The sequence below is a fragment of the Beduini sp. genome (genome assembly GCF_047239305.1).
GTDB lineage: Bacteria > Bacillota_I > Bacilli_A > Erysipelotrichales > Coprobacillaceae > Beduini.
In genome coordinates, this window is sequence record NZ_JBKTEM010000001.1 from 393,380 (window position 1) to 417,362 (window position 23,983).

At 37.0% G+C, this 23,983-nt stretch carries 27 protein-coding genes, 1 riboswitch and 2 other annotated features; of the genes, 21 read left to right on the forward strand and 6 right to left on the reverse strand.

Translation table 11 applies throughout. The features are described 5' to 3' along the window. Positions 1-15: 15 nt before the first annotated feature. Together ACLRVU_RS02060 and ACLRVU_RS02065 are read left to right on the forward strand one after the other, a co-directional pair. Positions 16-384: a nuclear transport factor 2 family protein gene (locus tag ACLRVU_RS02060; RefSeq protein ID WP_412096663.1), complete on the forward strand. Its 369-nt coding sequence runs from the start codon at positions 16-18 to the stop codon at positions 382-384. Between the two features lie 14 nt (positions 385-398). Next, complete coding sequence (locus ACLRVU_RS02065; RefSeq protein ID WP_412842629.1) at positions 399-1,211, forward strand: pentapeptide repeat-containing protein; 813 nt, start codon at positions 399-401, stop codon at positions 1,209-1,211. Between the two features lie 33 nt (positions 1,212-1,244). Here the strand turns inward: ACLRVU_RS02065 and ACLRVU_RS02070 are convergent, their stop codons facing one another. Then, entirely contained in the window at positions 1,245-1,625 is a 381-nt protein-coding gene (locus ACLRVU_RS02070; protein WP_147548669.1) for a DUF11 domain-containing protein, read from the reverse strand. A gap of 130 nt (positions 1,626-1,755) precedes the next feature. Between ACLRVU_RS02070 and ACLRVU_RS02075 the strand changes: the two genes are divergently transcribed. Further along, positions 1,756-2,103 (forward strand): iron chaperone, encoded by a 348-nt coding sequence (locus ACLRVU_RS02075; RefSeq protein ID WP_412890482.1) that lies wholly within the window; start codon positions 1,756-1,758, stop codon positions 2,101-2,103. A gap of 8 nt (positions 2,104-2,111) precedes the next feature. Here ACLRVU_RS02075 and ACLRVU_RS02080 read toward each other — a convergent pair whose 3' ends face one another. Together ACLRVU_RS02080 and ACLRVU_RS02085 are read right to left on the reverse strand one after the other, a co-directional pair. Beyond that, positions 2,112-4,631, reverse strand: a complete 2,520-nt coding sequence (locus ACLRVU_RS02080) for a cation-translocating P-type ATPase (RefSeq protein WP_412890483.1) — start codon at positions 4,629-4,631, stop codon at positions 2,112-2,114. Positions 4,632-4,722: 91 nt separating this feature from the next. Continuing rightward, a riboswitch (NiCo riboswitch) is annotated at positions 4,723-4,809 on the reverse strand. Between the two features lie 74 nt (positions 4,810-4,883). Beyond that, the gene (locus tag ACLRVU_RS02085) at positions 4,884-5,654 is read right to left on the reverse strand and encodes a sulfite exporter TauE/SafE family protein (RefSeq protein ID WP_412890484.1); all 771 of its coding nucleotides are present in this window, start codon (positions 5,652-5,654) and stop codon (positions 4,884-4,886) included. 157 nt (positions 5,655-5,811) lie between these two features. On the opposite strand from ACLRVU_RS02085, the gene ACLRVU_RS02090 reads away from it, so the two are divergent. The 5 genes from ACLRVU_RS02090 to ACLRVU_RS02110 all read left to right on the forward strand — a co-directional run bounded on the left by ACLRVU_RS02090 (position 5,812) and on the right by ACLRVU_RS02110 (position 8,551). Beyond that, complete coding sequence (locus ACLRVU_RS02090) at positions 5,812-6,393, forward strand: sugar O-acetyltransferase (RefSeq protein ID WP_412890485.1); 582 nt, start codon at positions 5,812-5,814, stop codon at positions 6,391-6,393. Positions 6,394-6,576: 183 nt separating this feature from the next. Beyond that, positions 6,577-6,801 (forward strand): PF20097 family protein, encoded by a 225-nt coding sequence (locus tag ACLRVU_RS02095; RefSeq protein ID WP_412890486.1) that lies wholly within the window; start codon positions 6,577-6,579, stop codon positions 6,799-6,801. 60 nt (positions 6,802-6,861) lie between these two features. Continuing rightward, positions 6,862-7,203, forward strand: coding sequence for a CD3324 family protein (locus ACLRVU_RS02100; RefSeq protein ID WP_412890487.1), 342 nt, complete (start codon positions 6,862-6,864; stop codon positions 7,201-7,203). Between the two features lie 99 nt (positions 7,204-7,302). Then, a complete protein-coding gene (locus ACLRVU_RS02105; RefSeq protein ID WP_412890488.1) occupies positions 7,303-8,061 on the forward strand; it encodes an alpha/beta fold hydrolase in 759 nt (252 codons plus the stop codon). Between the two features lie 124 nt (positions 8,062-8,185). Beyond that, positions 8,186-8,551, forward strand: coding sequence for a phage tail assembly protein (locus ACLRVU_RS02110; RefSeq protein ID WP_412890489.1), 366 nt, complete (start codon positions 8,186-8,188; stop codon positions 8,549-8,551). A 20-nt stretch (positions 8,552-8,571) separates the two neighbouring features. Here ACLRVU_RS02110 and ACLRVU_RS02115 read toward each other — a convergent pair whose 3' ends face one another. Further along, positions 8,572-9,219, reverse strand: coding sequence for a Crp/Fnr family transcriptional regulator (locus tag ACLRVU_RS02115; protein WP_412890490.1), 648 nt, complete (start codon positions 9,217-9,219; stop codon positions 8,572-8,574). Positions 9,220-9,303: 84 nt separating this feature from the next. Here ACLRVU_RS02115 and ACLRVU_RS02120 point away from each other — a divergent pair, with 84 nt between their 5' ends. The 3 genes from ACLRVU_RS02120 (at position 9,304) to ACLRVU_RS02130 (ending at position 11,257) form a co-directional block, all read left to right on the forward strand. Beyond that, a complete protein-coding gene (locus tag ACLRVU_RS02120; RefSeq protein WP_412890491.1) occupies positions 9,304-10,152 on the forward strand; it encodes a YitT family protein in 849 nt (282 codons plus the stop codon). A 128-nt stretch (positions 10,153-10,280) separates the two neighbouring features. Then, positions 10,281-10,844, forward strand: a complete 564-nt coding sequence (locus tag ACLRVU_RS02125) for a CDP-alcohol phosphatidyltransferase family protein (RefSeq protein WP_412890492.1) — start codon at positions 10,281-10,283, stop codon at positions 10,842-10,844. Beyond that, positions 10,844-11,257 carry an MmcQ/YjbR family DNA-binding protein gene (locus ACLRVU_RS02130; RefSeq protein ID WP_412890493.1) on the forward strand — a complete coding sequence of 138 codons (414 nt, stop codon included), beginning with the start codon at positions 10,844-10,846 and terminating at the stop codon, positions 11,255-11,257. Before ACLRVU_RS02125 ends, ACLRVU_RS02130 begins: the two co-directional genes overlap by 1 nt. Before the next feature lie 24 nt (positions 11,258-11,281). Here the strand turns inward: ACLRVU_RS02130 and ACLRVU_RS02135 are convergent, their stop codons facing one another. Next, positions 11,282-12,481: an MFS transporter gene (locus tag ACLRVU_RS02135; protein WP_412890494.1), complete on the reverse strand. Its 1,200-nt coding sequence runs from the start codon at positions 12,479-12,481 to the stop codon at positions 11,282-11,284. 306 nt (positions 12,482-12,787) lie between these two features. Then, entirely contained in the window at positions 12,788-13,801 is a 1,014-nt protein-coding gene (gene aroF, locus ACLRVU_RS02140) for a 3-deoxy-7-phosphoheptulonate synthase (protein ID WP_412890495.1), read from the reverse strand. Between the two features lie 47 nt (positions 13,802-13,848). Beyond that, positions 13,849-14,096, reverse strand: a binding site (T-box leader). A 135-nt stretch (positions 14,097-14,231) separates the two neighbouring features. On the opposite strand from aroF, the gene ACLRVU_RS02145 reads away from it, so the two are divergent. From ACLRVU_RS02145 to ACLRVU_RS02190, 10 genes are all read left to right on the forward strand, one after another. Next, positions 14,232-15,467: a bifunctional folylpolyglutamate synthase/dihydrofolate synthase gene (locus ACLRVU_RS02145; protein ID WP_412890496.1), complete on the forward strand. Its 1,236-nt coding sequence runs from the start codon at positions 14,232-14,234 to the stop codon at positions 15,465-15,467. Positions 15,468-15,578: 111 nt separating this feature from the next. Then, positions 15,579-16,382 (forward strand): folate family ECF transporter S component, encoded by an 804-nt coding sequence (locus ACLRVU_RS02150; protein ID WP_412890497.1) that lies wholly within the window; start codon positions 15,579-15,581, stop codon positions 16,380-16,382. Between the two features lie 78 nt (positions 16,383-16,460). Then, positions 16,461-17,645, forward strand: coding sequence for a C39 family peptidase (locus ACLRVU_RS02155; RefSeq protein ID WP_412890498.1), 1,185 nt, complete (start codon positions 16,461-16,463; stop codon positions 17,643-17,645). 33 nt (positions 17,646-17,678) lie between these two features. Continuing rightward, positions 17,679-17,843, forward strand: a binding site (T-box leader). A 35-nt stretch (positions 17,844-17,878) separates the two neighbouring features. Then, positions 17,879-19,588, forward strand: a complete 1,710-nt coding sequence (locus ACLRVU_RS02160; RefSeq protein ID WP_147548698.1) for a proline--tRNA ligase — start codon at positions 17,879-17,881, stop codon at positions 19,586-19,588. After that, complete coding sequence (locus tag ACLRVU_RS02165; RefSeq protein ID WP_147548700.1) at positions 19,569-20,111, forward strand: CDP-alcohol phosphatidyltransferase family protein; 543 nt, start codon at positions 19,569-19,571, stop codon at positions 20,109-20,111. The genes ACLRVU_RS02160 and ACLRVU_RS02165 overlap by 20 nt, the downstream gene beginning before the upstream one ends. A gap of 39 nt (positions 20,112-20,150) precedes the next feature. Further along, the gene (locus ACLRVU_RS02170; RefSeq protein ID WP_147548702.1) at positions 20,151-20,615 is read left to right on the forward strand and encodes an NUDIX domain-containing protein; all 465 of its coding nucleotides are present in this window, start codon (positions 20,151-20,153) and stop codon (positions 20,613-20,615) included. Position 20,616: 1 nt separating this feature from the next. Continuing rightward, positions 20,617-21,096, forward strand: coding sequence for a GNAT family N-acetyltransferase (locus tag ACLRVU_RS02175; RefSeq protein ID WP_412096665.1), 480 nt, complete (start codon positions 20,617-20,619; stop codon positions 21,094-21,096). 87 nt (positions 21,097-21,183) lie between these two features. Further along, the gene (gene fmt / locus ACLRVU_RS02180; RefSeq protein ID WP_147548706.1) at positions 21,184-22,137 is read left to right on the forward strand and encodes a methionyl-tRNA formyltransferase; all 954 of its coding nucleotides are present in this window, start codon (positions 21,184-21,186) and stop codon (positions 22,135-22,137) included. A 21-nt stretch (positions 22,138-22,158) separates the two neighbouring features. Beyond that, on the forward strand, positions 22,159-23,457 hold the full coding sequence (locus ACLRVU_RS02185; RefSeq protein ID WP_147548708.1) for a pyrimidine-nucleoside phosphorylase: 1,299 nt from the start codon (positions 22,159-22,161) through the stop codon (positions 23,455-23,457). Next, positions 23,458-23,970, forward strand: a complete 513-nt coding sequence (locus ACLRVU_RS02190) for a hypothetical protein (protein WP_147548711.1) — start codon at positions 23,458-23,460, stop codon at positions 23,968-23,970. Positions 23,971-23,983 lie beyond the last annotated feature (13 nt).

Below are 23,983 nucleotides of genomic sequence, written 5' to 3' on the forward strand. Positions count from 1 at the left end.
AGCGAGGGGATTAATTTGAAAAATAAAATTGTGACCTATTTTCAGGCGTGGGTAAATAATGATATCAGCTGTATGGACCAACTTTTTAACGATGAAACTTATTATAGTGAATGCTATGGACCTGAATATCATGGAATTGATGAATTAAAAGTATGGTTTAAAGACTGGCATCAGCATGGACGTGTCTTAGAGTGGAAAATCAAAGATATGTGGCAGTTAGGGAACAAATGGATGGTAGAATGGCATTTTGAATGTATCTATGAATGCAAAACAGATGATTTCGATGGAGTTAGTTTGATTTGTTTTAATGATGATAATAAAATTGTCTCTTTAAAAGAGTTTGAATCAAAAGCTCAGCACTATCACCCATACTCAATCAAATGAAGACGAAAAAAGAAATGTATAAACAGCCTTTAGACCCGCATTTAATGGATGACTTAATAATTGATTGTCAAAGCTGCAGCGGCATATGCTGCATTGCATTGTATTTTTCTAAAATAGATGGTTTTCCTCAGGATAAGAAAGCAGGTGTACCTTGTCTTCACCTGTGTCAAGATGGTTTGTGTGCCATTCATTCGGAGCTAACAAAAAGAAGATTAACCGGCTGTATCCAATATGATTGCCTTGGTGCAGGACAAATTGTGACACAGTCGCTTTATCCGAAAACAATGTGGCAGGATCATCCGGATCAAAAAGAACAGCTCTTTTCTGATTTTGTGAAAGTGTTTCAATTACAGCAAATACGTTGGTACTTACTGCAATGCACCTGTTTAAATGGAATGGAAGACTTGTTGTCTGATCTTACTCAGTTGTTGATGGAGATTGAATCTGCATTTATTAATCAGGAATGTTTGAAAAATTGTTCGCTGTCAAATATGCATCAACGAGCGAATATAATTTTAAAAGAAGTGAGTCGCCGTTTCAGTCATCAGTGGTCAGAACGACCGAAGAAACCGATGTTTTCTAAAAAGTTGGATCATCAGCAGTTTATTGAAACAGATTTCACTATGAGTTTACTGATTGGCAGTGATTTTAAGAAAAGTCAGTTGACACGTGTTAACTTTTTAGGAGCAGATCTTCGACAAGTTGATTTCAGCGGAGCGGATCTTTATGAATGTCTCTTTTTAACTCAGGGACAAATCAATGCCGCCATCGGGGATCAGAAAACGAAATTGCCTCCTTATTTAAAAAGACCGGATTCTTGGAAATAAAAAAATGGTGTACATAGAGATGTACATCACTTTTTAATTGCTCCCACCTACAACGGTAACATTGAATTTAATGGTAGCTATTCCGGCAGCTGCAATCGTCGGAATCGTATAAGAGATAATCTGAGAGTTAACAGTAGGGGTTGCCTTTGTTCCGTTGACAGTGAATGAATCGGCAACATAAGTGGCGCCGGCAGCGATTGTATCGCTAAAAGCAATACTGGAAATATCACTCAATGAGACATTGGTAATTGTAATTGTATATAATAGCGTATCACCGATTTTTGCTGTTAGTTTATCAACCGCTTTTAAGATTGTCGGAGGTAATAAAAGTAGAGTGCTGACAGCATTGCTGTTGATTGTTTGTCCCCCATACACTATATTTGCTGTGTTTTGAATCGAATTGATAATTGCCATGCGTAACCTCCTTTCTACATTCTATCTTATGAAAGAAAATAAAGTCCGGTTATAATGTTTATCTTGATTATATAATAATTGAATAAATAACCAAAATCATATTAAGCTAAAGTAAAGACAGGAGGGCGCTATGAATCCAATTCAACACTACATATCAGGGTTTGATCAAGCTAGGCAGGAAGTGCTGCTGCCGATTTATACAATAATTAAAGACAATGTTCCGGCAGATACAACAGAGAAAATAAGCTGGGGAATGCCTACTTTTCAGTTGAATGGAAACCTCGTTCATTTTGCGATGAATAAACAGCATTTAGGCTTCTATCCGGGTGAAAGTGGGGTAGCTTTTTATTTGAAACAGCCTGTTCAGCCTTTTAAACATTCTAAAGGGGCGATACAATTTCCTTTAAATGAACCTTTGCCTAAAGATTTGATTATTGAGATCGTGAACTATCGTGTAAAAGAAAATTTGAATAAATAAAAGCTGCTCTAGTTTAGAGGCGGCTTTTTTGCTGAAAACAGTTTTATTCCTTCATACCAGAAAACAGAGATCGCTCCAATAAATAAAGATAAGAGCAGCTGTGGTAAAGATAATGGCACTAATTTAAAAAACAAATGAAGTGGTGTATAAAGAATAATACACAGCATGATTAATGTGATTCCCATCGATATACGAATAACACGATCTTGAAATAAACTTTTTATCGAATGAACCACTAAGCCTTGGTTGGAACTGTTTACTAAAACAAGGAAAATATTCGCAAAGACAAGAATAGACATACCCATTGTACGAGCTAAAAACGGATCATTATTGAAAATGAAATAAAGATAGTAGGTACCAAAAGAAGCGATAAACATCATCAGTCCCTGCAGAATACTTTTAAATAAGAGACTCCGGCTTAAAAGAGGAGTGTTTGTATTGCGTGGAGAACGTTTCATAATGGTATCCTCTTTAGGAAGTCGTTCTAATACGATGGAACAAGTGGGATCGATGATCAGTTCCATTAATACGATATGAATCGGAAGTAAAAGCAAAGCATCCGGTGATATTTTTAATAATGGCGCAAGTAATGAGGATAAAGCAATGGGAATGTGAATAGTAAAAATATAATTAATCGCTTTTTTTATATTGTCATAAATGCGACGCCCGTCTTCAACAGTATCTAAGATCGTAGAAAAATTATCATCCAATAAAATGAGGTCGGCAGCTTCACGGGAGACTTCGCTTCCACGTTTTCCCATTGCAATTCCGATATCAGCACTTTTTAAAGCTGGTGCATCATTAACTCCGTCACCGGTCATGGCAACGACTTCTCCGTTTGCCTTGAGAGCTTGAACAATTCGCATTTTGTGGTTTGGGATAACGCGTGAAAATATATTGACGTGAGTGACTGCTTTTTGCAGTTCTTCATCGGAAAGCAGATCGATCTGTTCACCGGTCATGATTTTGCCATTTTGATCCATCCCAATCTGATTGGCGATACCTCTTGCGGTAATCCCGTTATCTCCAGTGATCATGATTATTCGGATTCCTGCCTGATAGCAGCGTTGAATTTCTTTTGAAATAAAGGGACGTGGAGGATCAATGAATGCAATCAGTCCCAAAAAATCTAACTTGCAATCTTCAATCCGCTTTGGTATCTGAGATACATTTTCTAATCTTTGCTGTCCGACAGCTAATACGCGCAAACCACGAGCAGACAAAGATTCCATTTTTATATGGATATCCTGTTTTTGCTTTTCATCTAAACAAGAGATCGATAGAATGCTTTCGGGCGATCCTTTAGCGGCAATCAGCAATTCATTTTCTTTTTGCCAAATATGTCCCATCATTTTTGTTTCATTGGTAAAAGTAAATTCATCGATTAATTGACCTTTAAACAGGATATCTTTTGTGAGTCCGTGAAGCTGACAATAATCTAAGATAGCTATTTCCATCGGATCGTATGTCATTTCTTCACAAGCTGCTCCTAGTGTTTCCAAAAATTCCTGAGTTAAATGATAGAAAGGACAGATTTCCTGTACAGCCATTTGATTTTGTGTCAGTGTACCGGTTTTATCTACACATAAAACAGAAACGGCACCTAGTGTTTCTACAGATGGCAGCCGCTTGACTAATGAATGCTTTTTAGCCAGCCGCCATGCTCCCATTGATAAGAATACAGTCAGTACAACAGGGAATTCTTCTGGAATCAAAGCCATGGCTAATGTAATGCCTGAAAGAAAACTTTTAATCAGACGATCCATGAAAGCGTACTCCGATACATTCAGCCAAGTCAACAGACTCACTAATAAAAAGGAACCTAATGCAATATAGGTACAGCCTTTTATCAACTGCTTCGTTTGTTTTTGCAAGGGCGTGGGTTCGATGACAGTTTCAGAAATTGTTTTGCCGATCTTTCCGTACTCTGTCAAGTTACCAATCTTTTCCACTTGAACATAGCCGCTGCCTTGAGTAACCATGGTGCCGGCGTAGCAGTAATCCTTTCTCCAGTAAGAATCACTTTTGTGATTTTCATTCACGGTTTTCCAAACAGTCTCTGCTTCTCCTGTAAGCGTCGATTCATTGACACATAGATCATGACTGCTTAATAGAACACCATCGGCAGGGATCAACGTTCCTTCATAAAGAATCATTACATCTCCGGGAACTAAATCAACACTTTCAATACTGCATTCCTGATTGTCACGCATGACCTGAATTCGCGGTGTAGATAAATCTTTTAGGGCTTTTAGAGTTTGATCAGTTTTCCATTCCTGTAAAAGATCAATGCTGATCATGGCTGAAACAAAGATCAGCATAACACTGCCATCACGTGGTTCTCCTAAAACAAAATAAATCGTAGCCGTAATCAGAAGCAACAAAAACATCGGTTCACAAAGAACGCTTATAAGTTTCTTAAAGAAACTTGGGTTTGATGTCGATACTAATTCATTTTTACCAAATAATTGCTGAAGCTCTTTCGCTTCTTTTGAAGTCAATCCTAATTTTCCTGTACTTTTTGTCATATAAGTTACCTCCCATGTACAAGATAGCTCTATATGGCACTCACATTCTTTTAATCGTTCCGTTAAGTAAAAAAGCATTTACGGAACATACGTCTGTCCCGCAAATGCTCATAAGAGATCTGCTGCTATCTTCGATAGCCCGGCTACCGTTAAATGGCGCCTGATCAGTTTGTACTGTAGGGATGATGCAGTGCAAATAGATGATACTTAATATAATCTATGCTATCTTATTAAAAGAGTACCGGGGTTATGTCAGGAAAGATAAATATTATAAAGTGTTGTCAGCATTGTGAAAAATAAGACTAGGTTAAAAGCTATCTTTACTGTATGGCTAGATAGCCGATGATGGAGCTTGGACCCGAGCAGTCCGCCGATAATACCGCCGGGGATCATATAAAGCAGCATACTTAAGTCGTAGCTTAGTAAATCATGATTCAAAAAGACATTGAAAATCTTAGAAGCTTGCGAAAATAAAATAAGGATTAAGGAATTAATTGAGGCATCTTTAGCTGTCAATGCAAAAAATAAAGTCAGTGCCATAATATTGATCGGACCGCCGCCAATCCCCAGTAGTGTCGATATGAAGCCTAAACTTAATCCAATTAGAAGAATAAAGGCACGGTTCTTAATGTGAAATTGATACTTCTTATTGAAATAATTGATATAAAGCAGAACAATCGCCAGCAGTGCTAATAATAAAACGTTTTGTAGTTGTTTTACCTGCTGTGGGTAACTGGCATATTCAAGGGCTTTAGTAAATAAAGAATCTCCCAGCATCGCACCGACAATCGATCCGATAACTAACAGCGACGTCATACTTTGATCAAAAACTGTTTTAGCCTGATAGTGACGCATCGTAGAAGCAACCGCCATTGATAATACAGTAAAAGAGGAAAGGAGATTGATTGTTGTAATGTCATAGTGACCGATAGCATCTAAGATCGGTTTTATGATGACACCGCCTCCCAAGCCGGATAATGCACCAATGATAGAAGCAATTAAAGCAATGAATAAATAAAGCACTCTGACCATCTCCTTATATAATATAAGTGTTTACGAAGCGCTGTGATTTATGCATCAGATGAAATAAATCCATATAAAACAATACCAATTAAAATCAATTTATTGTATGATGAGATAGACAGAACGACCTGTTAATATCGGTTTAAGGAGAATAAACATGACAGAAAAAGAAAAAGCAAAGCTAGGCATGCTGTATGATGCGAATTATGACAAGGAACTCATTGAAGAAAGTATCACATGTCGTGATCTTTGTTATGAATATAATCAGTTAAAACCATCTTTATTTGAAGAAAGAGATACATTGATCCGCAGAATACTTAATCAGGCAGGTGAGAATCTTGTGATTCATTCTCCCTTTAAATGTGATTATGGATATAATATTACGGTAGGGAAAAACTTTTACGCCAATTATTACTGTACAATCTTAGATGGAGCAGAGGTTACTTTTGGCAATAACGTATTTATTGCTCCCTTTTGTGGCTTCTATACGGCAGGACATCCGTTTAATATTGAAGAACGTAATAAAGGATTAGAATATGCTTATCCTATCAAAGTTGGGAATGATGTTTGGATCGGTGCTAATGTGACAGTGCTTCCGGGAGTAACGATTGGTGATGATGTTGTGATTGGTGCCGGCAGTGTGGTAAATAAGGATATCCCCAGTGGGGTACTGGCAGCCGGAAATCCCTGTAAAGTCATTCGTCCCATAACAGATGAAGACCGCAATAAATATAAATAGCGACTGATTATGAACAATCAGTCTCTTTTTTATTAGGATATGCTATACTGACACAACGATAAAGAAGAGGAAAAAGCTAAATATATCTAGGAAAATAAGGATATCTATACTAGTTTTGCCTATCGAGATCATGTATATATGATATAATATAACTATAAAAGAGCAGAAAGTGAGGAGATCATGATGCAGTGTCCATATTGCCAGCAGGTCCTTATCAAAGGGCATATACAAACACGTGGAGAAGTTATTAAATGGCTGCCTGCTGAAAAAGAAATGCCGCTTTTAGAAAGTCGCTGGAATATAAAAGACGGCGAAATTGCATTAGGACATTATCATTTTTTAACGGGTGATGATGTTGAAGCCTACTGCTGTTTAAACTGTCATAAAATTATTATCGATTACAAGTAAAGGAGGTATATAATGGGAAACGGAGTATTTATTTGTGCATAGCAAAAGCTATTGCACGTTATGAATTTTAATATCGCAATAGCTTTTGCTTTACTAAAATCTAATTTTAGGAGGCACATAATGAGCTATCAAAATGCGAAGGATATTTTGCCAAAGGAAATAGTGACACAAATACAACAATATATACAAGGGGAAACAATCTATATCCCTAAAAAAACAAAAAATAAAAAAGGGTGGGGTGAAAACACCGATACTCTGCGGATCCTAACGATACGCAATCAGCAAATTTATGCGGAATATCAAAGGGGATTGTCAATCTTCCAGCTTTCTCAAAAATATTTTTTAGTTGAACGCAGCATACAGAGAATTATTCTGCAGGAAAAACGAAAGTCGCTGCTTTAAAGATTCGGAACAGAAACAATTGAGAATCAAGAATGTCATTTTGTCGTTCTTTTAGTCTCGCTATAATGGAGTTAGAAATAGCAGAAAGGAATGATGAAAATGGCATTTTTTAATTATTTGGGTAAAAATGTTTACTATGAAGAAACAGGTAGCGGGAAACCGTTGATATTACTGCATGGCAACAGTGTTTCATCAAAGATGTTTACAGGAATCATTGATTTATATAAACAGGATTTCAAAGTGATTCTTATTGACTTTTTGGGTCATGGGAATTCGGAGCGGTTAGAAAAATTTCCTACAGATTTCTGGTACGATGAAGCGATGCAGGTGATCGAATTAATAAATTGCAGGCAATATGACAAGGTCAATATTATTGGTACAAGCGGCGGAGCGCTAGCGGCATTAAATGTTGCGTTGAAACGTCCTGATTTAGTTGATAAGGTCATTGCGGACAGTTTTGAAGGAGAGGAGTCTCTTGAAGCATGGACACAATCTTTGTATACAGAAAGAGAGTCTGCAAAAGGACAGGAAAAAGTATGTATGCTTTGGGAATATTGTCATGGAAAAGATTGGGAAAGTGTGGTCGATCAAGATACTGAAGTGATTCTTCGTCATGCCAAAGAGATAAAACAATTCTTTCATCAGGATTTATCTTCTCTTACTTTACCGATTATGTTAACAGTGAGTCTGAAAGATGATGAATATATTAATCGAATGAATATTGAAAAGGTTTATAAACAATTAGCTTTTAAGATTCCAAACAGCCAACTGCATTTATTTCCTAGTGGCGGGCATCCGGCGATGCTTACTAATGCGGAGATTTTCTTTGAAACAGCTAAAAGGTTTATAAAAAGTTAAAAACAGAGACTAGTCTTTGTTTTAAAGGAATTAAATAAGAATATAATATTTAGTCATTGTTTCTTTAACACTATCTTGTATAATGAAAGTACAAGTATCGGATAAAATAGAGGAGGAGATAATCATGCCTTATAAAACCCAATATGAGTTTGATCTGCCTAAAGGATATGTTGATCAAAATGGGGAACTTCATCGTCATGGAATTATGCGATTAGCGACAGCAAAAGATGAATTAGATGCAATGCGTGATCCAAAAGTAAGATTGAACCCAGCGTATACATCCATAATTACACTATCTAAAGTGATTGTTCAATTAGGGACGTTAGATTATGTTTCAACGGAAATCATTGAAAACTTGTTTGTTTCCGATCTGAATTTTTTACAGAATCTGTATACGACGATTAATCAAAATGAAGATCTGGTAATCCAGGTAACTTGTCCGCACTGTGGTAAAACATTTACGGAGCATATAGTTTTTACGGATAACTAGCAGGGAAATATCTCTGCTTTTTAATTTATGATGGATTCTAATCCTTCTCGGTTCAGGATCATTATTTTTTTATATGAAAGCAAAACCCAGTGGTTCTCCTGAAATTCATTTAAAATTTTAGTGACGGTTACGCGGTTTAAACCAACGCACTCTCCGATTTCTTCATGACTATAGCACAATTCATTTTGTCGAATACCTTTATCTTCATTAGTAAAACGAGTTTGCTCTAAAAGGAAAATAGCGACTTTTTGATAACGGTCATAAAAATAAGAACGATCCAGCAACGTGGAAAGATGTTGACAGGTTTCGGACAGAAGCTGAAATAACAGCTTGGTTAACTCTGGTGATAAAGCAAGGTAGGGGAGCATGGCTTCAAGCGAACAGGAAATCAACTCAACATCACTTACGGCACTTACGGAAACTGGGCGGGTGGCTTCCTGAATAAAGGAGGAATCACCGAAGATACGTCCTTTTTCTACGATTTCGATCGTCATTTCACGTCCATCTTTAAATAAAGAATAGACACGGACACGTCCTTTAGTAATCAGATAAAGATCGGTAGCTTGGTCTTCTTGCATGTAGATAATAGAATTTTGATGATAAAAGCGTTTTTGTCCGACTTGCTCAAAATAGGTGAATAATGATTCGGGAATTTTTATTTTTTTCATATTTCTCCTCTTTTCTATTCATATTGTAGCATAGACTACATTCTTAGGAAAGAAAGTGTGCTATTTTTTCTTCGGGGTGAGATAATGAAAGAAAAAATAAAAGCGTTTGGAATGATTGTTTTTGGGAATTTACTGTTAGCTTTTGCGTTAAGTACATTAGTTATTGAAAATAATATTATTGCCGGCGGTGTTACCGGTATTGGGATTGTTTTCAATCATTTTACAGCTATTGATATATCTGTAGTTGTGGCTATTATCAATGTTATTTTATTTGCGATTGGTTTTTTATTTGTAGGAAAAGCATTTGTAATGAAAACACTTATTTCAAGCATCGTTTTTCCAATCTTTTTAAACTTTTTTGAAAATACGGCTGTTTTACATCATTATTGTACTGATCCTTTGTTAGCGAGTGTATTAGGTGGAAGCTTTATAGGGATGGGGGTCGGCTTGGTAATAAAAGCTGGGGCATCAACGGGCGGTTTAGATGTAATTTCAGTGATTCTAAACAATAAGTTTAAGATTCCGGTTTTTATTACTTTAAATTTGTTTGATCTCATGGTGTTGTCTTCACAGATTAGTTTTTCAGATACAATGAAAATTCTTTATGGGATCGTCGTCATTGTTATGACTACATACATGGTGGATAAAACACTCACCAGTGGGAAAAACATGGTTCAGGTATCCATTATCAGCGATCAGTATGAAGAAATAAAGCAGGCTATTTTAACTCAAATAGATGCCGGAGTTACTTTGCTGCATAGTGAAAATGGCTATTCAGGATCACAGACAAAGATGGTCGTCAGTGTTATTTCCACAAAGAAATTAGAGAATTTAAAATCTGTCGTTTTACAATTAGACCAAAAGGCATTCATTACAGTTTCATCTGTTCATGAGGTGTCCGGAAGAGGATTTACACAGGCTCGATTCGATTAAAACAGCATGGTTTGCTGTTTTTCTTTTAGATACATTTCCTTTTTTCTATATTTGAGGTATAATAGTATCATTCGTATGGATAAATAATGAGATTATTATTTATCATTCAATAATTTGGGGGTGGAAAGATGGCGAAAATAAAAAGACAGGACTGGTATTCAATACCGAACTTACTTAGTTATCTTCGTATTATTCTGGTCCCCCTTTTTGTTTGGGTCTATTATCAAGCAGAGACAATCAATGACTATTATTGTGCTGCAGGAATCATTGTTGTATCAGGATTGACGGATTTTTTTGACGGGAAGATTGCCCGACGCTTCAACATGATCACGGAAATAGGAAAATTCATTGATCCGGTTGCGGATAAGCTGACGCAATGTGCATTGATCTTTTGCTTTGCGACACGTTATTCATTAATGTGGTTCTTAGTCGCAATTTTCATAGTCAAAGAAAGTTTCATGGCGATTGCCGGAATGTTGATGCTGCGAGAGCATAAAAAGCTGGATGGAGCGATGTGGTATGGCAAAGTTTCAACATTTGTCTTTTATGTTGTGATGATCATTTTATTGCTTTGGCCAATGATTCCTATTTCTTATGCGAATATTCTTATCGTTATTTGCAGTGTGTTTTTAACGTATTCGTTTATAATGTATGCTGTTTTATATTATAAAATGTGGAAAGGAATGGTTTAATGAAATTAACGGATATTCAATGGATCGATACATATTGCATGGAAAAGCGCGGAACAACGAAAGCATTCAAAGAAGAATGGGGCTGGATGCGTTATTTTGTAGAAGGAAAGCCTTATGCAATAATTGGATTTCGTGATAATAAAGAAGTATTATTGACAGTCAGAACAGATACAGCGTATAGTGAGATGCTGCAGCAAGAATTTCAGGCTGTTGTGCCGGGGTATTACTGCAATAAACTGATTTATACGACAGTTTGGTTTGATGTTGATGAAATTCCTGAAAAAGATCGTCATCAAAGCGGAGAGGAAATATATCCTAACCGTCAATTGATGCAGGAAATGATTGATAAATCTTATCTGATTCAAGTTAGTAAGCTGCCTAAAAAGAAACAACAGCTGCTTCTTGAAAAGTAAAAAAAGGATTACTAGAATCCTTTTTTAATTTATCTCAAAATAGTGAGATAAATAAATATAAAGTGACAATAGAAAGACGATGCTTCCGGCACCAATCAAGAGCCATTGAATCGCTATATAATCAGCAATGGGACCAAAGATGATCATTCCCATTGGCAAGGCACAAGAAGTTGAAATTTGCATTAAACTAAAGATACGACCATGCATAGAGGAATCTACCTTTTCTTGGATAGTGACCGTAATCGGCGCATTATAGCAAGGCGATGTAATCCCGATCATCATATTTAAAAGCAGGTAGAGTAAGAAGTAGGGGGCTAACCCTAATGCCATCATGATTATTCCATACATTGCTCCGGCTAAAAGTGTCGTATTAATCTTCTTTTTAAAACCACCCCATGTGGTAATCAATAACCCACCAATCACCATTCCTAAGCTGTAGGTCATTTCACTGGCTGTCAGACGCCATACCTGAGAACCAAACGTACGGCTGACCATGAGCGGAGTTAAAAAGGCAGAGGGACTGATTAAAAATAAAATCACTATCTGAAAGATCAGTAAACGCTTAATAAAGCGATTTTCTTTTAAATAAATAAAACCTTCTTTTATTTCTTTGAGATAAGAATTATCAATCTTATCTACTCTTTGATAGCTTTGAATACTTATAGTTAACGTAATTCCGATTCCAATTATGGCAGTGATGATATCAATAAATAAAGTAGCTTCCAATGAAATAATTGATAAGACAGCACCGCTCACTGCCGGTGATATAAACATCATTAAAGAAGAAAGTGTACTATTGATTCCGTTTATTCGCATCAAGTGTTCATTGGGAACTATTTGAGGAATAATGGCATTGACTGCCGGTGTTTGTATTCCGGTACCAAAAGAACGGACAATCAGTACAATAAATAAAAGCCAAATAAATTTAAAGCCGCTTAGAAAAGACAGGGCTAAGATCAGTGTCATGACGGCAATCATCAGATCGGAAAGAATGATCATTTTTTTGCGATCGTAGCGATCAATCCAAACCCCAGCAAAAAGAGAAATGATCACTTGCGGCAGGAAACCACAGACAGTAGCAATGGTCAGCATGACTCCGGATGAAGTAGATATTGTAATATACCAGATAATACTATATTGAACGATGGAAGAACCCAATAAAGAAATTGTTTGAGCAGTGAGAAAACGAAAAATATTCTTTTTCCAATTTTTATAATTATTCATGTTAAAAACCTCGTTTCTATTCTAGTTAAAAGCAGAAAAGAATTACTTTTCTGCAAATTATATCAGGGAATAGAATCATCGCTAAAAGCATATTGAAATTCATCATAAAAAGAGTGTAGTACCTACACTTTTTTTGTTATTGATGATGAACAGCAGATCATTATCTTTTAAGCTCTGTACAATGTTTCATCTTTCCCTTTGTACAGAGCTATTCGTCTTCTCATTTTATCAGTTAATATAAAACTCATGTATATCACTCCTATAGATATAGGAATTTTAGCATTATCTTCTTATCTTGTCAATTTACTAAACTGTTTTACCGATGATTTGGGCAATATCGCGTACTTGTTTGATGACAGCTTCAAATTTCTCTGGCTTCAATGACTGTGGTCCATCACATAATGCTTTTTCCGGATTGTTGTGGACTTCAATCATTAAACCATCTGCTCCCGCTGCTACTGCCGCTCTTGCCATGGGTTCAACTAACCACCATTTCCCTCCGGCATGACTTGGATCAATGATAATCGGTAAATGCGTCAGTTTCTTTACTACCGGGATCGCTTGTAAATCCAAGGTATTTCTTGTATATGATTCAAAGGTTCGGATTCCTCTTTCACATAAAATGACATTAGGATTTCCAGCTGCCATGATGTATTCGGCTGACATAATCCATTCTTCAAAGGTAGCAGATAATCCTCTCTTTAATAAGATCGGTCTTTTTGTCTTTCCTAATTGTTTCAATAAATCGAAGTTCTGCATGTTTCTTGCACCAATTTGAATCAAGTCTACTTTTTCATCGAATTCCTCTAAATGATCGGCTGACATTAATTCGGAAACGATCGGCATTCCCACTTCTTTTCCCGCTTTATACAGGATATCCAATCCGCTTGATCCCATTCCTTGGAACGCATATGGACTGGTACGAGGCTTGAAAGCACCGCCGCGAAGCATATTGGCACCGGCTGCTTTTGCCGCTCTGGCAATCTCGATAACTTGTTCTTCTGATTCAATGGAACAAGGACCGGCAATCACTGCTAAATGGTCACCGCCTACTTTAACCCCTGAGACATCAATGATAGAATCATCAGGGTGGAAAGCACGGTTTGCTTTCTTATAAGGTTCAGAAACTTTCATCACTCTTTCAACGGCTTCATCGACTTCCAAACTTCTTGGATCAATCTGAGTTGTATCACCGACTAAACCAATAATCGTTGTTTCTACTCCTTGTGATAAGTATGGATCTAATCCTTTAGAACGGACTATGCTTTGAATTCTTTCAATATCCTCTCGTTTTGTTTTTGGTTTTAATACGATAATCATAATATTTTCTCCTCTCATTTTCACATATATAAAAAACTCTCATCCTATAAAAGGACGAGAGCTTTGCTTCGTGTTACCACCTTTGTTTATAAATACCTCACGATATTTATCTCATCAAGTACGCTAAATAACTTAGTTCATACTCTAACACGATAACGGGTGTACCCGGCTGCGCCTACTCGTTTCAGCGTTCTACTCCAAGATGTATTCAATAGTTCTTTTGCCTTCTTTTTCACCAGCCAAGAAGTCTCTATGCCTAAAAGAAATATCTACTCTTTCTCTTCACTGTATTTATATATGTCTATGTGTATAATATAAGGTTGAGCAGGCGAAATGTCAATGATTTACAAAAAACTTTTTGAATTCTTTACTAACTCCTTTAATTGCGCTAATATATAGATTATATGATGATCGGTAGGGAGGAATAGGCATGTTTAACACTGTAGAAGAAGTATATGAGTTCATTGATAGTCAAAAAGATCGTGTATATGCATTAGATAACTTTAAGCAATACATGGAAAAAATGGGGAATCCACAATTAAAGATTCCTTGTATTCATATTGGCGGGACAAACGGAAAAGGAAGCACCACTAACTTTATCCGCAGTGTTCTTCAGGAACAAGGCTATACAGTGGGAACTTTTACCTCACCTTTTTTAGAGAAGCCACAGGATCAGATCCGTATCAATGATCGATTTATTGAAGATCATTTCATGGTCACTTTAGCGAATCGCTATATGGATGACTGGATGAAAGCGGAAATCTCTAAATTTGAAATTGAAGTGTTTATTGCGATTTCTTATTTTATCGAAAATCATATTGATTATGCGATTTTTGAAGTAGGATTAGGGGGAGAATTGGATGCCACCAATATCGTGACACCGCTTGTTGCTGTCAATACGAATATTGGTTTGGATCATGTTGCTTTTTTAGGGGATACTTATGAACAGATTGCCCGTACTAAAGCGGGGATTGTTAAATTTGGAATTGATTATATAACCGGCGAGCAAAAAGAAGAATGTTTACATGTTTTTGAAGCTGTCTGTCAGAAAAATCATTCTCAGCTGATTCAGGTAAGACCAATAAAAGCAATAAAGCAAGATTCCTTTGTTTCGTTTGAGTTTGCTCATCTTCCGATACAGTTAAGCACTATGGCTTCATATCAGGTAAAAAATGCGGCATTAGCTTTGGAAGTGCTGTTTTATTTAAGAACGCAAAAAGGTGTGCGAATCAGTGATGAAGTGATGATTAGAGGAATGAAAAAAGCAGCTTGGAAAGGTCGCTTTGAAGTAATGCGTGAAAAACCATTGGTGATTATTGATGGGGCGCATAATAATGACGGCATTGAAGCTTTCATTGACTCTGCTAAGCGTTTCAAAGATATTAAAGTTATTTTTACGGCATTGAAAGATAAATCCACTCATGAAATGATGGAGCTTCTTTTAACATTGACGAATGATATTGTTGTCACTGAATTTGAATTTTACCGCAGTCAGACAGCAAAGAAGCTGGCAGAAGATTTTCCCGTTCAGATTGATGAAGACTGGCACCATGCTGTTGATGAAGGGTTAAAGCATCAAGGCACTTTACTCATTACCGGATCTTTATATTTCATTACTCGCGTAAGAAAATATTTATTAGAGAAAGGGGAGTCTACTGGTTCATAAGAACCTAGATTGAAAAGAATGTACGGTATGCAAATATCGGAATTAACGCCTGTGGAGTAGCAACACGGTGAAGCAGGAAGCGACACATTTTTTCAAAGTAGCAAAAAATGTATGTTTGTACAAATTATAGTGTTTATTATTTTACTGGTAATTGGATTTTTTGTTTTTAAAACAGATCCGTTTAAGGCGGATACTAAAAAAATCAGCTTAGCAGCAATCTTTGTTGTATTGGCTGTTGTGCTGAAACGTTTTTCACTGATGATTCCATTATTTGGATTTCCCAGTCTGCAAGTTGGCTTTGAAACCCTGCCTTTAGTTATTGGCGGTATGCTTTTGGGCCCTAGCTATGCTTTTTTAATTGGACTGGCTGTGGATGTGATTGGTCTGGTTATTGCCCCGAATGGTTTTCCGTTTTTAGGCTTTACATTGAATTCTGTTCTAAGACCGTTGATTCCAGCAATATGGATGAAACATCAGCGTCATTTTAGTGAAAAACAGATTATCTATGGTCTTTATGCTGGAATGCTGGTTCTATCAATCGGAGCGTCTGTTTATGTTTGTACGCTCAACAGCATAACGGTCTCAAAAGAGATCATAATGATCACATCATCAATTAAAATCGGAACTGTACTTCTTTGTGTAGGTGTCAGTCTTCTGATGATACTAATATGTCAATATCTTCGAAAAAAACTCGATGCTGTGTCGCAGACAGATTTATTGAACTGGATGGTCATCGTTGTTGTTTTAGAAGTTTTTATAAATTTTCTGTTAACGCCGTTTTGGCTGCAAACCATGTATGGCATTCCGTGGATCGCTTCTTTATTGATTCGTATATTAAAAGCCTGCATCATGGTTCCTCTCAGCATCTTTATCGGCTATAGCTGCTATGAGATGATCAAACGGATCGTGAAATAGATTCTTTCAGAGATATAAAAATATCTCTGATTTTTTTCTTGTTTATGATATGATGTTAGAAGTAAAGGGGAATGAAGCATGAAAAAATATGGGATCTTGGCATTGATCATCTGCAGTGCTTTACTGTTTGGATGTGAGAAGAAGCCGAAGCTTGTTTTGAAGCAGAATTTGTTTACCTATGAATTAGGGGAACAGATTCCAAAAGAGTTAGAAACCTATTTAGATGTAGAAAAATTAGATGAAAAACAAATCAAAGAGACTACTTTGGCGTTGTCGATTCCTGAAGACCGCTATGTTACCAAAGGAGATAAGACCTATGTAATGACAGGAAGCTATGAAGGAACGATCACTTATTTAAAAGAAACTGTACATTTTACCGTGGAAATCAAAGATACAACCGCACCACAACTAAGTGGGTTAAGCAGTGTTGAGATTCCGCTAGGAACATCACTGGATTACAGTCCTTATTTTAATACACAGGATCTCAATGAATTAGAACCGATCATTTTTGATGAGAGTCAAATCGACTATCAGACTGAAGGAACTTACATGCTTAAAGTGATAAGCAAAGACGTTGCACAAAATGAAACGGTCTTGGAAGTACCGGTGACATGTATCTTCGTTAACGATAATCAGGAAGCAAGTTCTGAGATCATCAGCAATGAAGATGGTTCTCAACATTATGTGACTCATGTGACAGATAGGAAACGGTCAATTTTAATGGATGTTCCTTATTATAATCAGTTTGCTTTAGGAGCACCGGTAGGCTGCGAATCGGTATCCTTATATATGGCGCTGCGTTATAAAGGATATGTCTCAGATATGGATTGTGTATCTTTTATTTCGACAACACCACAATCTCCTGATAATAATCCGCATCATGGGTTTGTAGGTACCGTTTTTGATCAGCACCGCTACGATATTTTACCGGCTATTTTCCCAAGCGCTTTTACACCTTGGGCAAATCAGTATGGTAAGGCGTTGGATATCAGCGGTACGGGTACAGAGGGCGTGATTAATCAGCTGTTGGCAGGAAATCCGGTTGTGATATGGGCAACTGCCTATTTTAAACCGATTGAGTGGCAGCAGTTTGACTGGGGCAATGGCTTTAGAAATACGCATACCGTATGTCTGACGGGAGTAGATGAAGATTTAGGAGTCATTTATTATAATGATCCGGTAACTAGAAAAAATGAGACAGTCGATATTGCGACTTTCAGTGCCATCTATGAGGTGCAGAATTTCGGTGTCGCTATTTTATAAGAGTTGACAAAAAGGAAGAAGTTCTATAAAATGATAAAAACAATGAAAAAGAATAGTAGAAACAAACCCTCAGAGAATTAGCCATGGCTGAAAGCTAATACTTGTTTTGAACCTGCTTTTGAGTTGCTTCGGCCGGAGGAAACTCCGTTATCAATGAAGTGATAAAATTAGGTGGTACCGCGATTATTCGCCCTATGTGGGGCGGATTTTTTTATTAAATGGAGGAAAGAAAAATGAGAATGTCTAAAATGTTAATGCCGACACTTAGAGAAGTAAGTGGTGATGTTGAAATTGAAAGCCATCGTTTGATGCTGAAAGCCGGGCTGATCAGAAAGATGGCATCAGGAGTTTATAATTACTTGCCGTTGGGTTTAAAAGCCTTACGCCAGATCGAACAGATCATTCGTGATGAAATGAATGATGCCGGGGCTCAGGAAATCCTGACTTCTGCTTTGATTCCCAGTGAGCTTTGGGAAGAATCCGGTCGCTATCAGGCTTATGGTCCGGAATTGATGCGATTAAAAGATAGAAATAATCATGAATTTTGTTTAGGACCTACTCATGAAGAAGTCTTTACTGCCATAGCCAGACAGGAAATTAAATCTTATAAGCAGCTGCCAATGAATCTATATCAGATTCAAACGAAATATCGCGATGAAATCAGACCGCGTTATGGCATGATGCGTTCACGAGAGTTTTTAATGAAAGATGCCTACAGTTTTGATAAGGATCAGGCAGGGTTAGATCACTCTTTTCAGGTTATGAAAGAGACCTATCAGCGGATCTTTGAACGATGCGGTCTTAAAGCCATCGGTGTAGAAGCTGATTCTGGAAGTATCGGGGGAAGCAATTCGATGGAATTCATGGTGCCTTCTGTGGTAGGGGAAGATGATATTGTCCATTGTCCTAATTGCCATTATACAGCTAATATTGAAAAAGCAGTCTCGTATCTAGAAACTGAAGCAATGACGAACCCATTAGAATTGCAGGAAGTAGCAACTCCTAATGTGCATACGATTGAAGAAGTAGCCGCTTTTTTTAATACTGATTTCAAAAAAACGGTCAAAACGTTAATTTATACCGCCGATCAGCAAACCATCGCTGTGATGATTAGAGGAGACAGAGAAGTTAATGACACTAAAGTAAAGAATTATTTGAATTTAACAGAAGACATTGTTTTAGCTGATGAAATAACAGTACAAGCTTGTACACATGCCAAAATAGGATTCGCAGGACCAATCGGGCTTGAAGCCGATCATTTATTGGTTGATGCGGAAGTGCCTGGCATTGAAAATATGATCACAGGAGCCAATAAGGATGACTGCCATTATCAAAATGTCAACTATCACCGAGATTTTGAAGGAGTGGTCGGAGACTTCCGTTTAGTTCAGGCAAATGATCATTGCCCCCATTGTCAAGCTCCGTTAGAAATTTCAAGAGGAACGGAAGTTGGACATATTTTTAAACTGGGAACCAAATACTCAGAAGCGATGAATGCTCAGTTTTTAGATGAAAACGGGAAATCTCAGCCACTTGTTATGGGGTGCTATGGCATTGGAGTCAGTCGAGTACTTGCTTCAGTCATTGAACAGCATCATGATGATAAAGGGATTATCTGGCCTAAAAGTGTAGCCCCTTACCAAGTGACGATTCTGATCATGAACATGAAAGATGAGCAGCAAATCAAGACTGCGGAAAGTCTGTATGCTCAGCTTAAAAAAGCACATGCAGAGGTTTTATTGGATGACCGTAATGAACGTGCCGGGGTTAAATTTAATGATGCCGATTTACTGGGAATTCCATTAAGAATTACCGTAGGAAAAAGTATTGCCGAGCATCAAGTCGAAATAAAGGCACGTCATGAACAGGATACCCATTATATTGATATCGATGATGTCCTTCACTACTGTTTAAACGACGAAAATGACATGTCAGCTGCCTAATCTGATAACACTTAGTCGTATTGGGTTAAGTCTTCTGTTGTTAGGACTGTGTGACCACCACTTCCTCTTTTTGAGTTTTTATGGCTTATGTGTTTTAAGCGATCTGCTGGATGGCTATTTAGCCCGTAAATTAAAATGCACAACCTTATTAGGAGCACGATTAGACAGTTTAGCTGATTTCCTCTTTCTAACAACAAACATCTATCTTGTTGTGTTTCAATGGAAGATCACGTTTCCCTTTTATATCGTCATCATCATTACTTTTTGTTTTGTTATTCGTCTATTCAACTTTATTTATACGTATCTTAAATTTTATCAATGGAATATGATGCATACGTATTTAAATAAAATCACTGGCTTTTTATTAGCTTTTTTCATTCCTATCTATCTGTTAAGTGGTACAGTAATAGACGGAGTGATGTTATTGGGAAGCTGTTTTGCGGTTGCAGCGTCCATAGAAGAAGCACTCATTCTCAAAAAGCAAAAGCTCTATTTAGTTAATCAAAAAAGTATTCGCGAATAACTTAATTTGTTGTATAATAAAGACTTAGGTGGTGAAAGAATGGAAAGATTTAAAACGCCTTCAGCGAGTATGCTGATTCTAGGAAGATGGAATCACGGAAAATTAGAAATATTATTACAGAAAAGACAAAATACGGGGTATATGGATGGATACTATGATTTTGCAGCCAGCGGGCATATTGAAAAAAATGAATCTGCAAAAACAGCGATGATCCGAGAAGCTAAAGAGGAATTAGGTATTGAAATTGCAGAAGAAGAGCTGCAGTTCAGCTCGATCGTTCATAAAAAGTTAGTGAGTGATGAATCCGGCTATTTTAACTTTTATTTTTATGCCGAAAAATATCAGGGAATTCCTTGTGTCAATGAACCGGAAAAATGTTCGGAAATAAAATGGTTCGCGATTGATGCACTGCCGGAAAATTTGATTGATGATCGAAAACAGGCAATCGAGAATCATCTCAATAGTATTTATTATAATGAATATGGATTTACCAAGGAGAAGTAATATGGAAGAAAGAATTCGTTTAAGAAAATTAACGGCTGATGATTTAGATCATCTTTATGCTTTATATCATAACGAGAATATAGCGAAATATATGCGTCATGGCAAACATAAATCCATTGATGAAACAAAAAAGCTGTTAGCTATGTATTTGAATGATGAAAATTATGCGTATGCCATTATCCATAAAGAAGAAGGGGCATTTATCGGCTATATCAGTTTGACTCTTATTGATTCACAAAAGGCAAGCTATAGCTTATCTGTCATGAGCTATGAAAAATACTGGAATGGCGGCTATAGCAGTGAAGCATTGAAAATGCTGATCAAAACAGCAAAAGCATTCCCCATAAAAGAGATTGTTTCTTATATTTGCAAAGAAAATATCGGTTCATGCAAAGTAATGGAAAAGTGTGGCTTCACTCTACATTTTATGATTGATGAAGAAAGTACACAGCCGGTCTGTGTTTATCACTATCAGTTTTAAGCATCTCAGGATGCTTTTTATTTAACCGATAATCAAATAGATAGAGTACATAATAAAATTATGGTATAATTTTAGTGAGGTGTTAAAATGGAAAATAGTCGAATTATCTTTATGGGAACCGCTACCTTTTCACAGGCGGTTTTGGAAAAATTAATTGAAAAGAAGTATAATATAGTGCTTGTTGTTACTCAGCCTGATAGAAAAGTAGGAAGAAAAAAAGAAGTCAAAATGCCGGAAGTTAAAGAAGTGGCGTTGGCACATGGAATTCCTGTTTTTCAGCCGAATCGCATTAAAGAGGATTATCAGCTGATTATCGATGAGAAAGCAGATTTGATTATTACGGCAGCTTATGGGCAGCTTATTCCGCAGGTGGTTTTAGATGCGCCAAGATTAGGCTGTGTCAATGTTCATGCGTCACTGCTTCCAAAATATCGTGGAGGTGCTCCGGTTCATCAGGCCATCATTGATGGGAATGATCATACCGGTGTAACGATTATGTACATGGTAAAAAAGATGGATGCCGGAGATATGATCGCTTCAAAAAAAGAACCGATTTATAGTGAAGATACGGTCGGCAGCTTGTATGAACGTTTAAGTCATGTTGGGGCTGAATTGCTGATGGAAGTGCTGCCTTCAATTTTGGATGGCACGAATCCACACATTCAACAAGATGAATCACAAGTCACATATGCACCAATCATTAAACACGAACAGGAGCATGTTGATTTTATGACCACAGCTTTTTTAGTGGATTGTAAGATTCGCGGGTTAAATCCATGGCCGGGAGCATATACGACGTATCAAGGTAAAACAGTGAAACTTTGGGCTGGGAAAACGCATGTTTGTGAAAATGCAATGAAGCATCATGGGCATGAGAAAAATGGAACAATCGTTAAATTGTTTAAAGATGCTATTGGGGTTAAGGTAGAAGACGGTGTTTATCTTCTGACAGAAATACAGTTAGAAGGAAAAAGAAAAATGCTGGTTAAAGATTTAATGAACGGACATCATCCTTTTATAGTAGGTGAATGTTTTGAATAATAAAGAAAGGGGAAATCGAAGATGCGAATGGTCGATTTAATCAATAAAAAGAGATTAGGCGAAAAGCTAACCAAAGCAGAAATCGATTTTATCATAAAAGGCTATTGTGATGAATCTATTCCTGATTATCAAATGAGTGCCTTTTTAATGGCTGTCTGCTTTCAGGGTTTAGATGAGGAGGAACTGTATTATCTTACCGAGGCGATGATTCACAGCGGGGAAGTCATTGATTTAAGCAGCATCAGCGGAATCAAAGTGGATAAGCATTCTACTGGCGGAGTAGGTGATAAAACGTCCCTCGTCTTAGGACCGCTAGTTGCAAGCTGTAATGCCAAAGTCGCTAAAATGTCCGGACGTGGATTAGGACATACAGGCGGAACGCTTGACAAACTGGAATCTATTCCGGGATTTACAATAGAGGTCAGCATTGAAGATTTTCATCGTCAAGTAGAAGAAATCGGTTTGGCAATCGTTGGTCAAAATCAAGATTTAGTAGTCGCTGATAAAAAGATGTATGCCCTGCGTGATGTAACGGGGACAGTTGAATCAATCGGACTGATTGCTTCTTCTATCATGTCTAAAAAACTAGCCAGTGGAGCAGATACGATTTTATTAGACGTTAAATATGGTAAAGGGGCATTCATGAAGAATGTCAGTGATGCAGAAAAATTAGCACGCTGCATGATTAAGATTGGAGAATCCTTTCATAAAAATACGAAAGCCATGATTTCCAATATGAATGAACCTTTGGGAAATGCTATTGGAAATAGTTTAGAAGTGATGGAAGCTATCCAATGTCTAAATGGGCAGGGACCTTCGGACTTATTGGAACTATGTTTAAACGCCGGGAGCCATATGCTTGTTCAGGCGGGGATTACAGACACTGTTGAAGAAGGAAAAGAAAAATTACAGGAACAAATTAAAAACGGGCAGGCACTAAATAAACTAAAGGAAATGGTGGCTTATCAGCATGGGGATACAAGCTATATTGATGATCCTCAAAAATTTTTGTTGGCACCCTATAAGATTGCTGTTGCCAGTCCTAAAAGCGGGTATGTTCAAGAAATGGATTCGCTTATTTTAGGAGAAGTCTGTATGATGCTTGGCGGCGGACGAAAAACAAAAGCAGATACTATTGACCATGGAGTAGGGTTAGTGTTGAATAAAAAAACAGGAGATGCTGTAGAACTCGGTGAGCCATTACTTTATATGTATTCAAATCATAAAGATATTTTAGAATTAGAGGATATGGTAATAAAGAGTTATGTGATCTCTTCTGAAAAAACAGAAAGACCAATATTGATTGAGCAGGTGATTTAATTGACGCTTTATGATGTAATTGATTTATTTTTATATGCTGCGATGATCTTTGATCTGGGTTGGAAAACTTTTAAGATGAATCGTATTAAAAAGAAAATGCCAAAGTGGAAACGTTATTATTCTTTCTCTAACACTAAAAAAATACTGTATATCGCCATTGTTACTGCCAATGTGGTGTATGTGGCTTACAGGCTTTACTGCATGGTAGCTTTGAATATCTACACATTTAATGCGGCAGCGGTTGTCTTGCCGGTTGCGCTTTATTATGTGATTTTGGATTATACAATCGGGGGCATCTATTTTAACCGAAAATCGGTTTATTATAAACAAAATCTCATTAATTTTGGGGAGATTATTCGCTCGTTCAGAGATCATGAAGAGGGGTATTATGAATATACCATTACTTTTAAAGAAAAAGACAGTGGTGAAAGAGAACTGAGCATCCGTATTAAAGATGAAGAAAAGGCTTATCCTTTATTAATGAGCATTCCCTTTGAAGAGTTAGATCGTTAAACAGTCTCAGGAC

Coding starts and splice junctions, on each gene's coding strand:
- ACLRVU_RS02065 (WP_412842629.1), top strand. CDS start 399: ATGTATAAACAGCCTTTAGACCCGCATTTAATGGATGACTTAATAATT.
- ACLRVU_RS02070 (WP_147548669.1), bottom strand. CDS start 1,625: ATGGCAATTATCAATTCGATTCAAAACACAGCAAATATAGTGTATGGG.
- ACLRVU_RS02075 (WP_412890482.1), top strand. CDS start 1,756: ATGAATCCAATTCAACACTACATATCAGGGTTTGATCAAGCTAGGCAG.
- ACLRVU_RS02080 (WP_412890483.1), bottom strand. CDS start 4,631: ATGACAAAAAGTACAGGAAAATTAGGATTGACTTCAAAAGAAGCGAAA.
- ACLRVU_RS02090 (WP_412890485.1), top strand. CDS start 5,812: ATGACAGAAAAAGAAAAAGCAAAGCTAGGCATGCTGTATGATGCGAAT.
- ACLRVU_RS02095 (WP_412890486.1), top strand. CDS start 6,577: ATGCAGTGTCCATATTGCCAGCAGGTCCTTATCAAAGGGCATATACAA.
- ACLRVU_RS02100 (WP_412890487.1), top strand. CDS start 6,862: ATGAATTTTAATATCGCAATAGCTTTTGCTTTACTAAAATCTAATTTT.
- ACLRVU_RS02105 (WP_412890488.1), top strand. CDS start 7,303: ATGGCATTTTTTAATTATTTGGGTAAAAATGTTTACTATGAAGAAACA.
- ACLRVU_RS02110 (WP_412890489.1), top strand. CDS start 8,186: ATGCCTTATAAAACCCAATATGAGTTTGATCTGCCTAAAGGATATGTT.
- ACLRVU_RS02115 (WP_412890490.1), bottom strand. CDS start 9,219: ATGAAAAAAATAAAAATTCCCGAATCATTATTCACCTATTTTGAGCAA.
- ACLRVU_RS02120 (WP_412890491.1), top strand. CDS start 9,304: ATGAAAGAAAAAATAAAAGCGTTTGGAATGATTGTTTTTGGGAATTTA.
- ACLRVU_RS02125 (WP_412890492.1), top strand. CDS start 10,281: ATGGCGAAAATAAAAAGACAGGACTGGTATTCAATACCGAACTTACTT.
- ACLRVU_RS02130 (WP_412890493.1), top strand. CDS start 10,844: ATGAAATTAACGGATATTCAATGGATCGATACATATTGCATGGAAAAG.
- ACLRVU_RS02135 (WP_412890494.1), bottom strand. CDS start 12,481: ATGAATAATTATAAAAATTGGAAAAAGAATATTTTTCGTTTTCTCACT.
- aroF (WP_412890495.1), bottom strand. CDS start 13,801: ATGATTATCGTATTAAAACCAAAAACAAAACGAGAGGATATTGAAAGA.
- ACLRVU_RS02145 (WP_412890496.1), top strand. CDS start 14,232: ATGTTTAACACTGTAGAAGAAGTATATGAGTTCATTGATAGTCAAAAA.
- ACLRVU_RS02150 (WP_412890497.1), top strand. CDS start 15,579: ATGTTTGTACAAATTATAGTGTTTATTATTTTACTGGTAATTGGATTT.
- ACLRVU_RS02155 (WP_412890498.1), top strand. CDS start 16,461: ATGAAAAAATATGGGATCTTGGCATTGATCATCTGCAGTGCTTTACTG.
- ACLRVU_RS02160 (WP_147548698.1), top strand. CDS start 17,879: ATGAGAATGTCTAAAATGTTAATGCCGACACTTAGAGAAGTAAGTGGT.
- ACLRVU_RS02165 (WP_147548700.1), top strand. CDS start 19,569: ATGACATGTCAGCTGCCTAATCTGATAACACTTAGTCGTATTGGGTTA.
- ACLRVU_RS02170 (WP_147548702.1), top strand. CDS start 20,151: ATGGAAAGATTTAAAACGCCTTCAGCGAGTATGCTGATTCTAGGAAGA.
- ACLRVU_RS02175 (WP_412096665.1), top strand. CDS start 20,617: ATGGAAGAAAGAATTCGTTTAAGAAAATTAACGGCTGATGATTTAGAT.
- fmt (WP_147548706.1), top strand. CDS start 21,184: ATGGAAAATAGTCGAATTATCTTTATGGGAACCGCTACCTTTTCACAG.
- ACLRVU_RS02185 (WP_147548708.1), top strand. CDS start 22,159: ATGCGAATGGTCGATTTAATCAATAAAAAGAGATTAGGCGAAAAGCTA.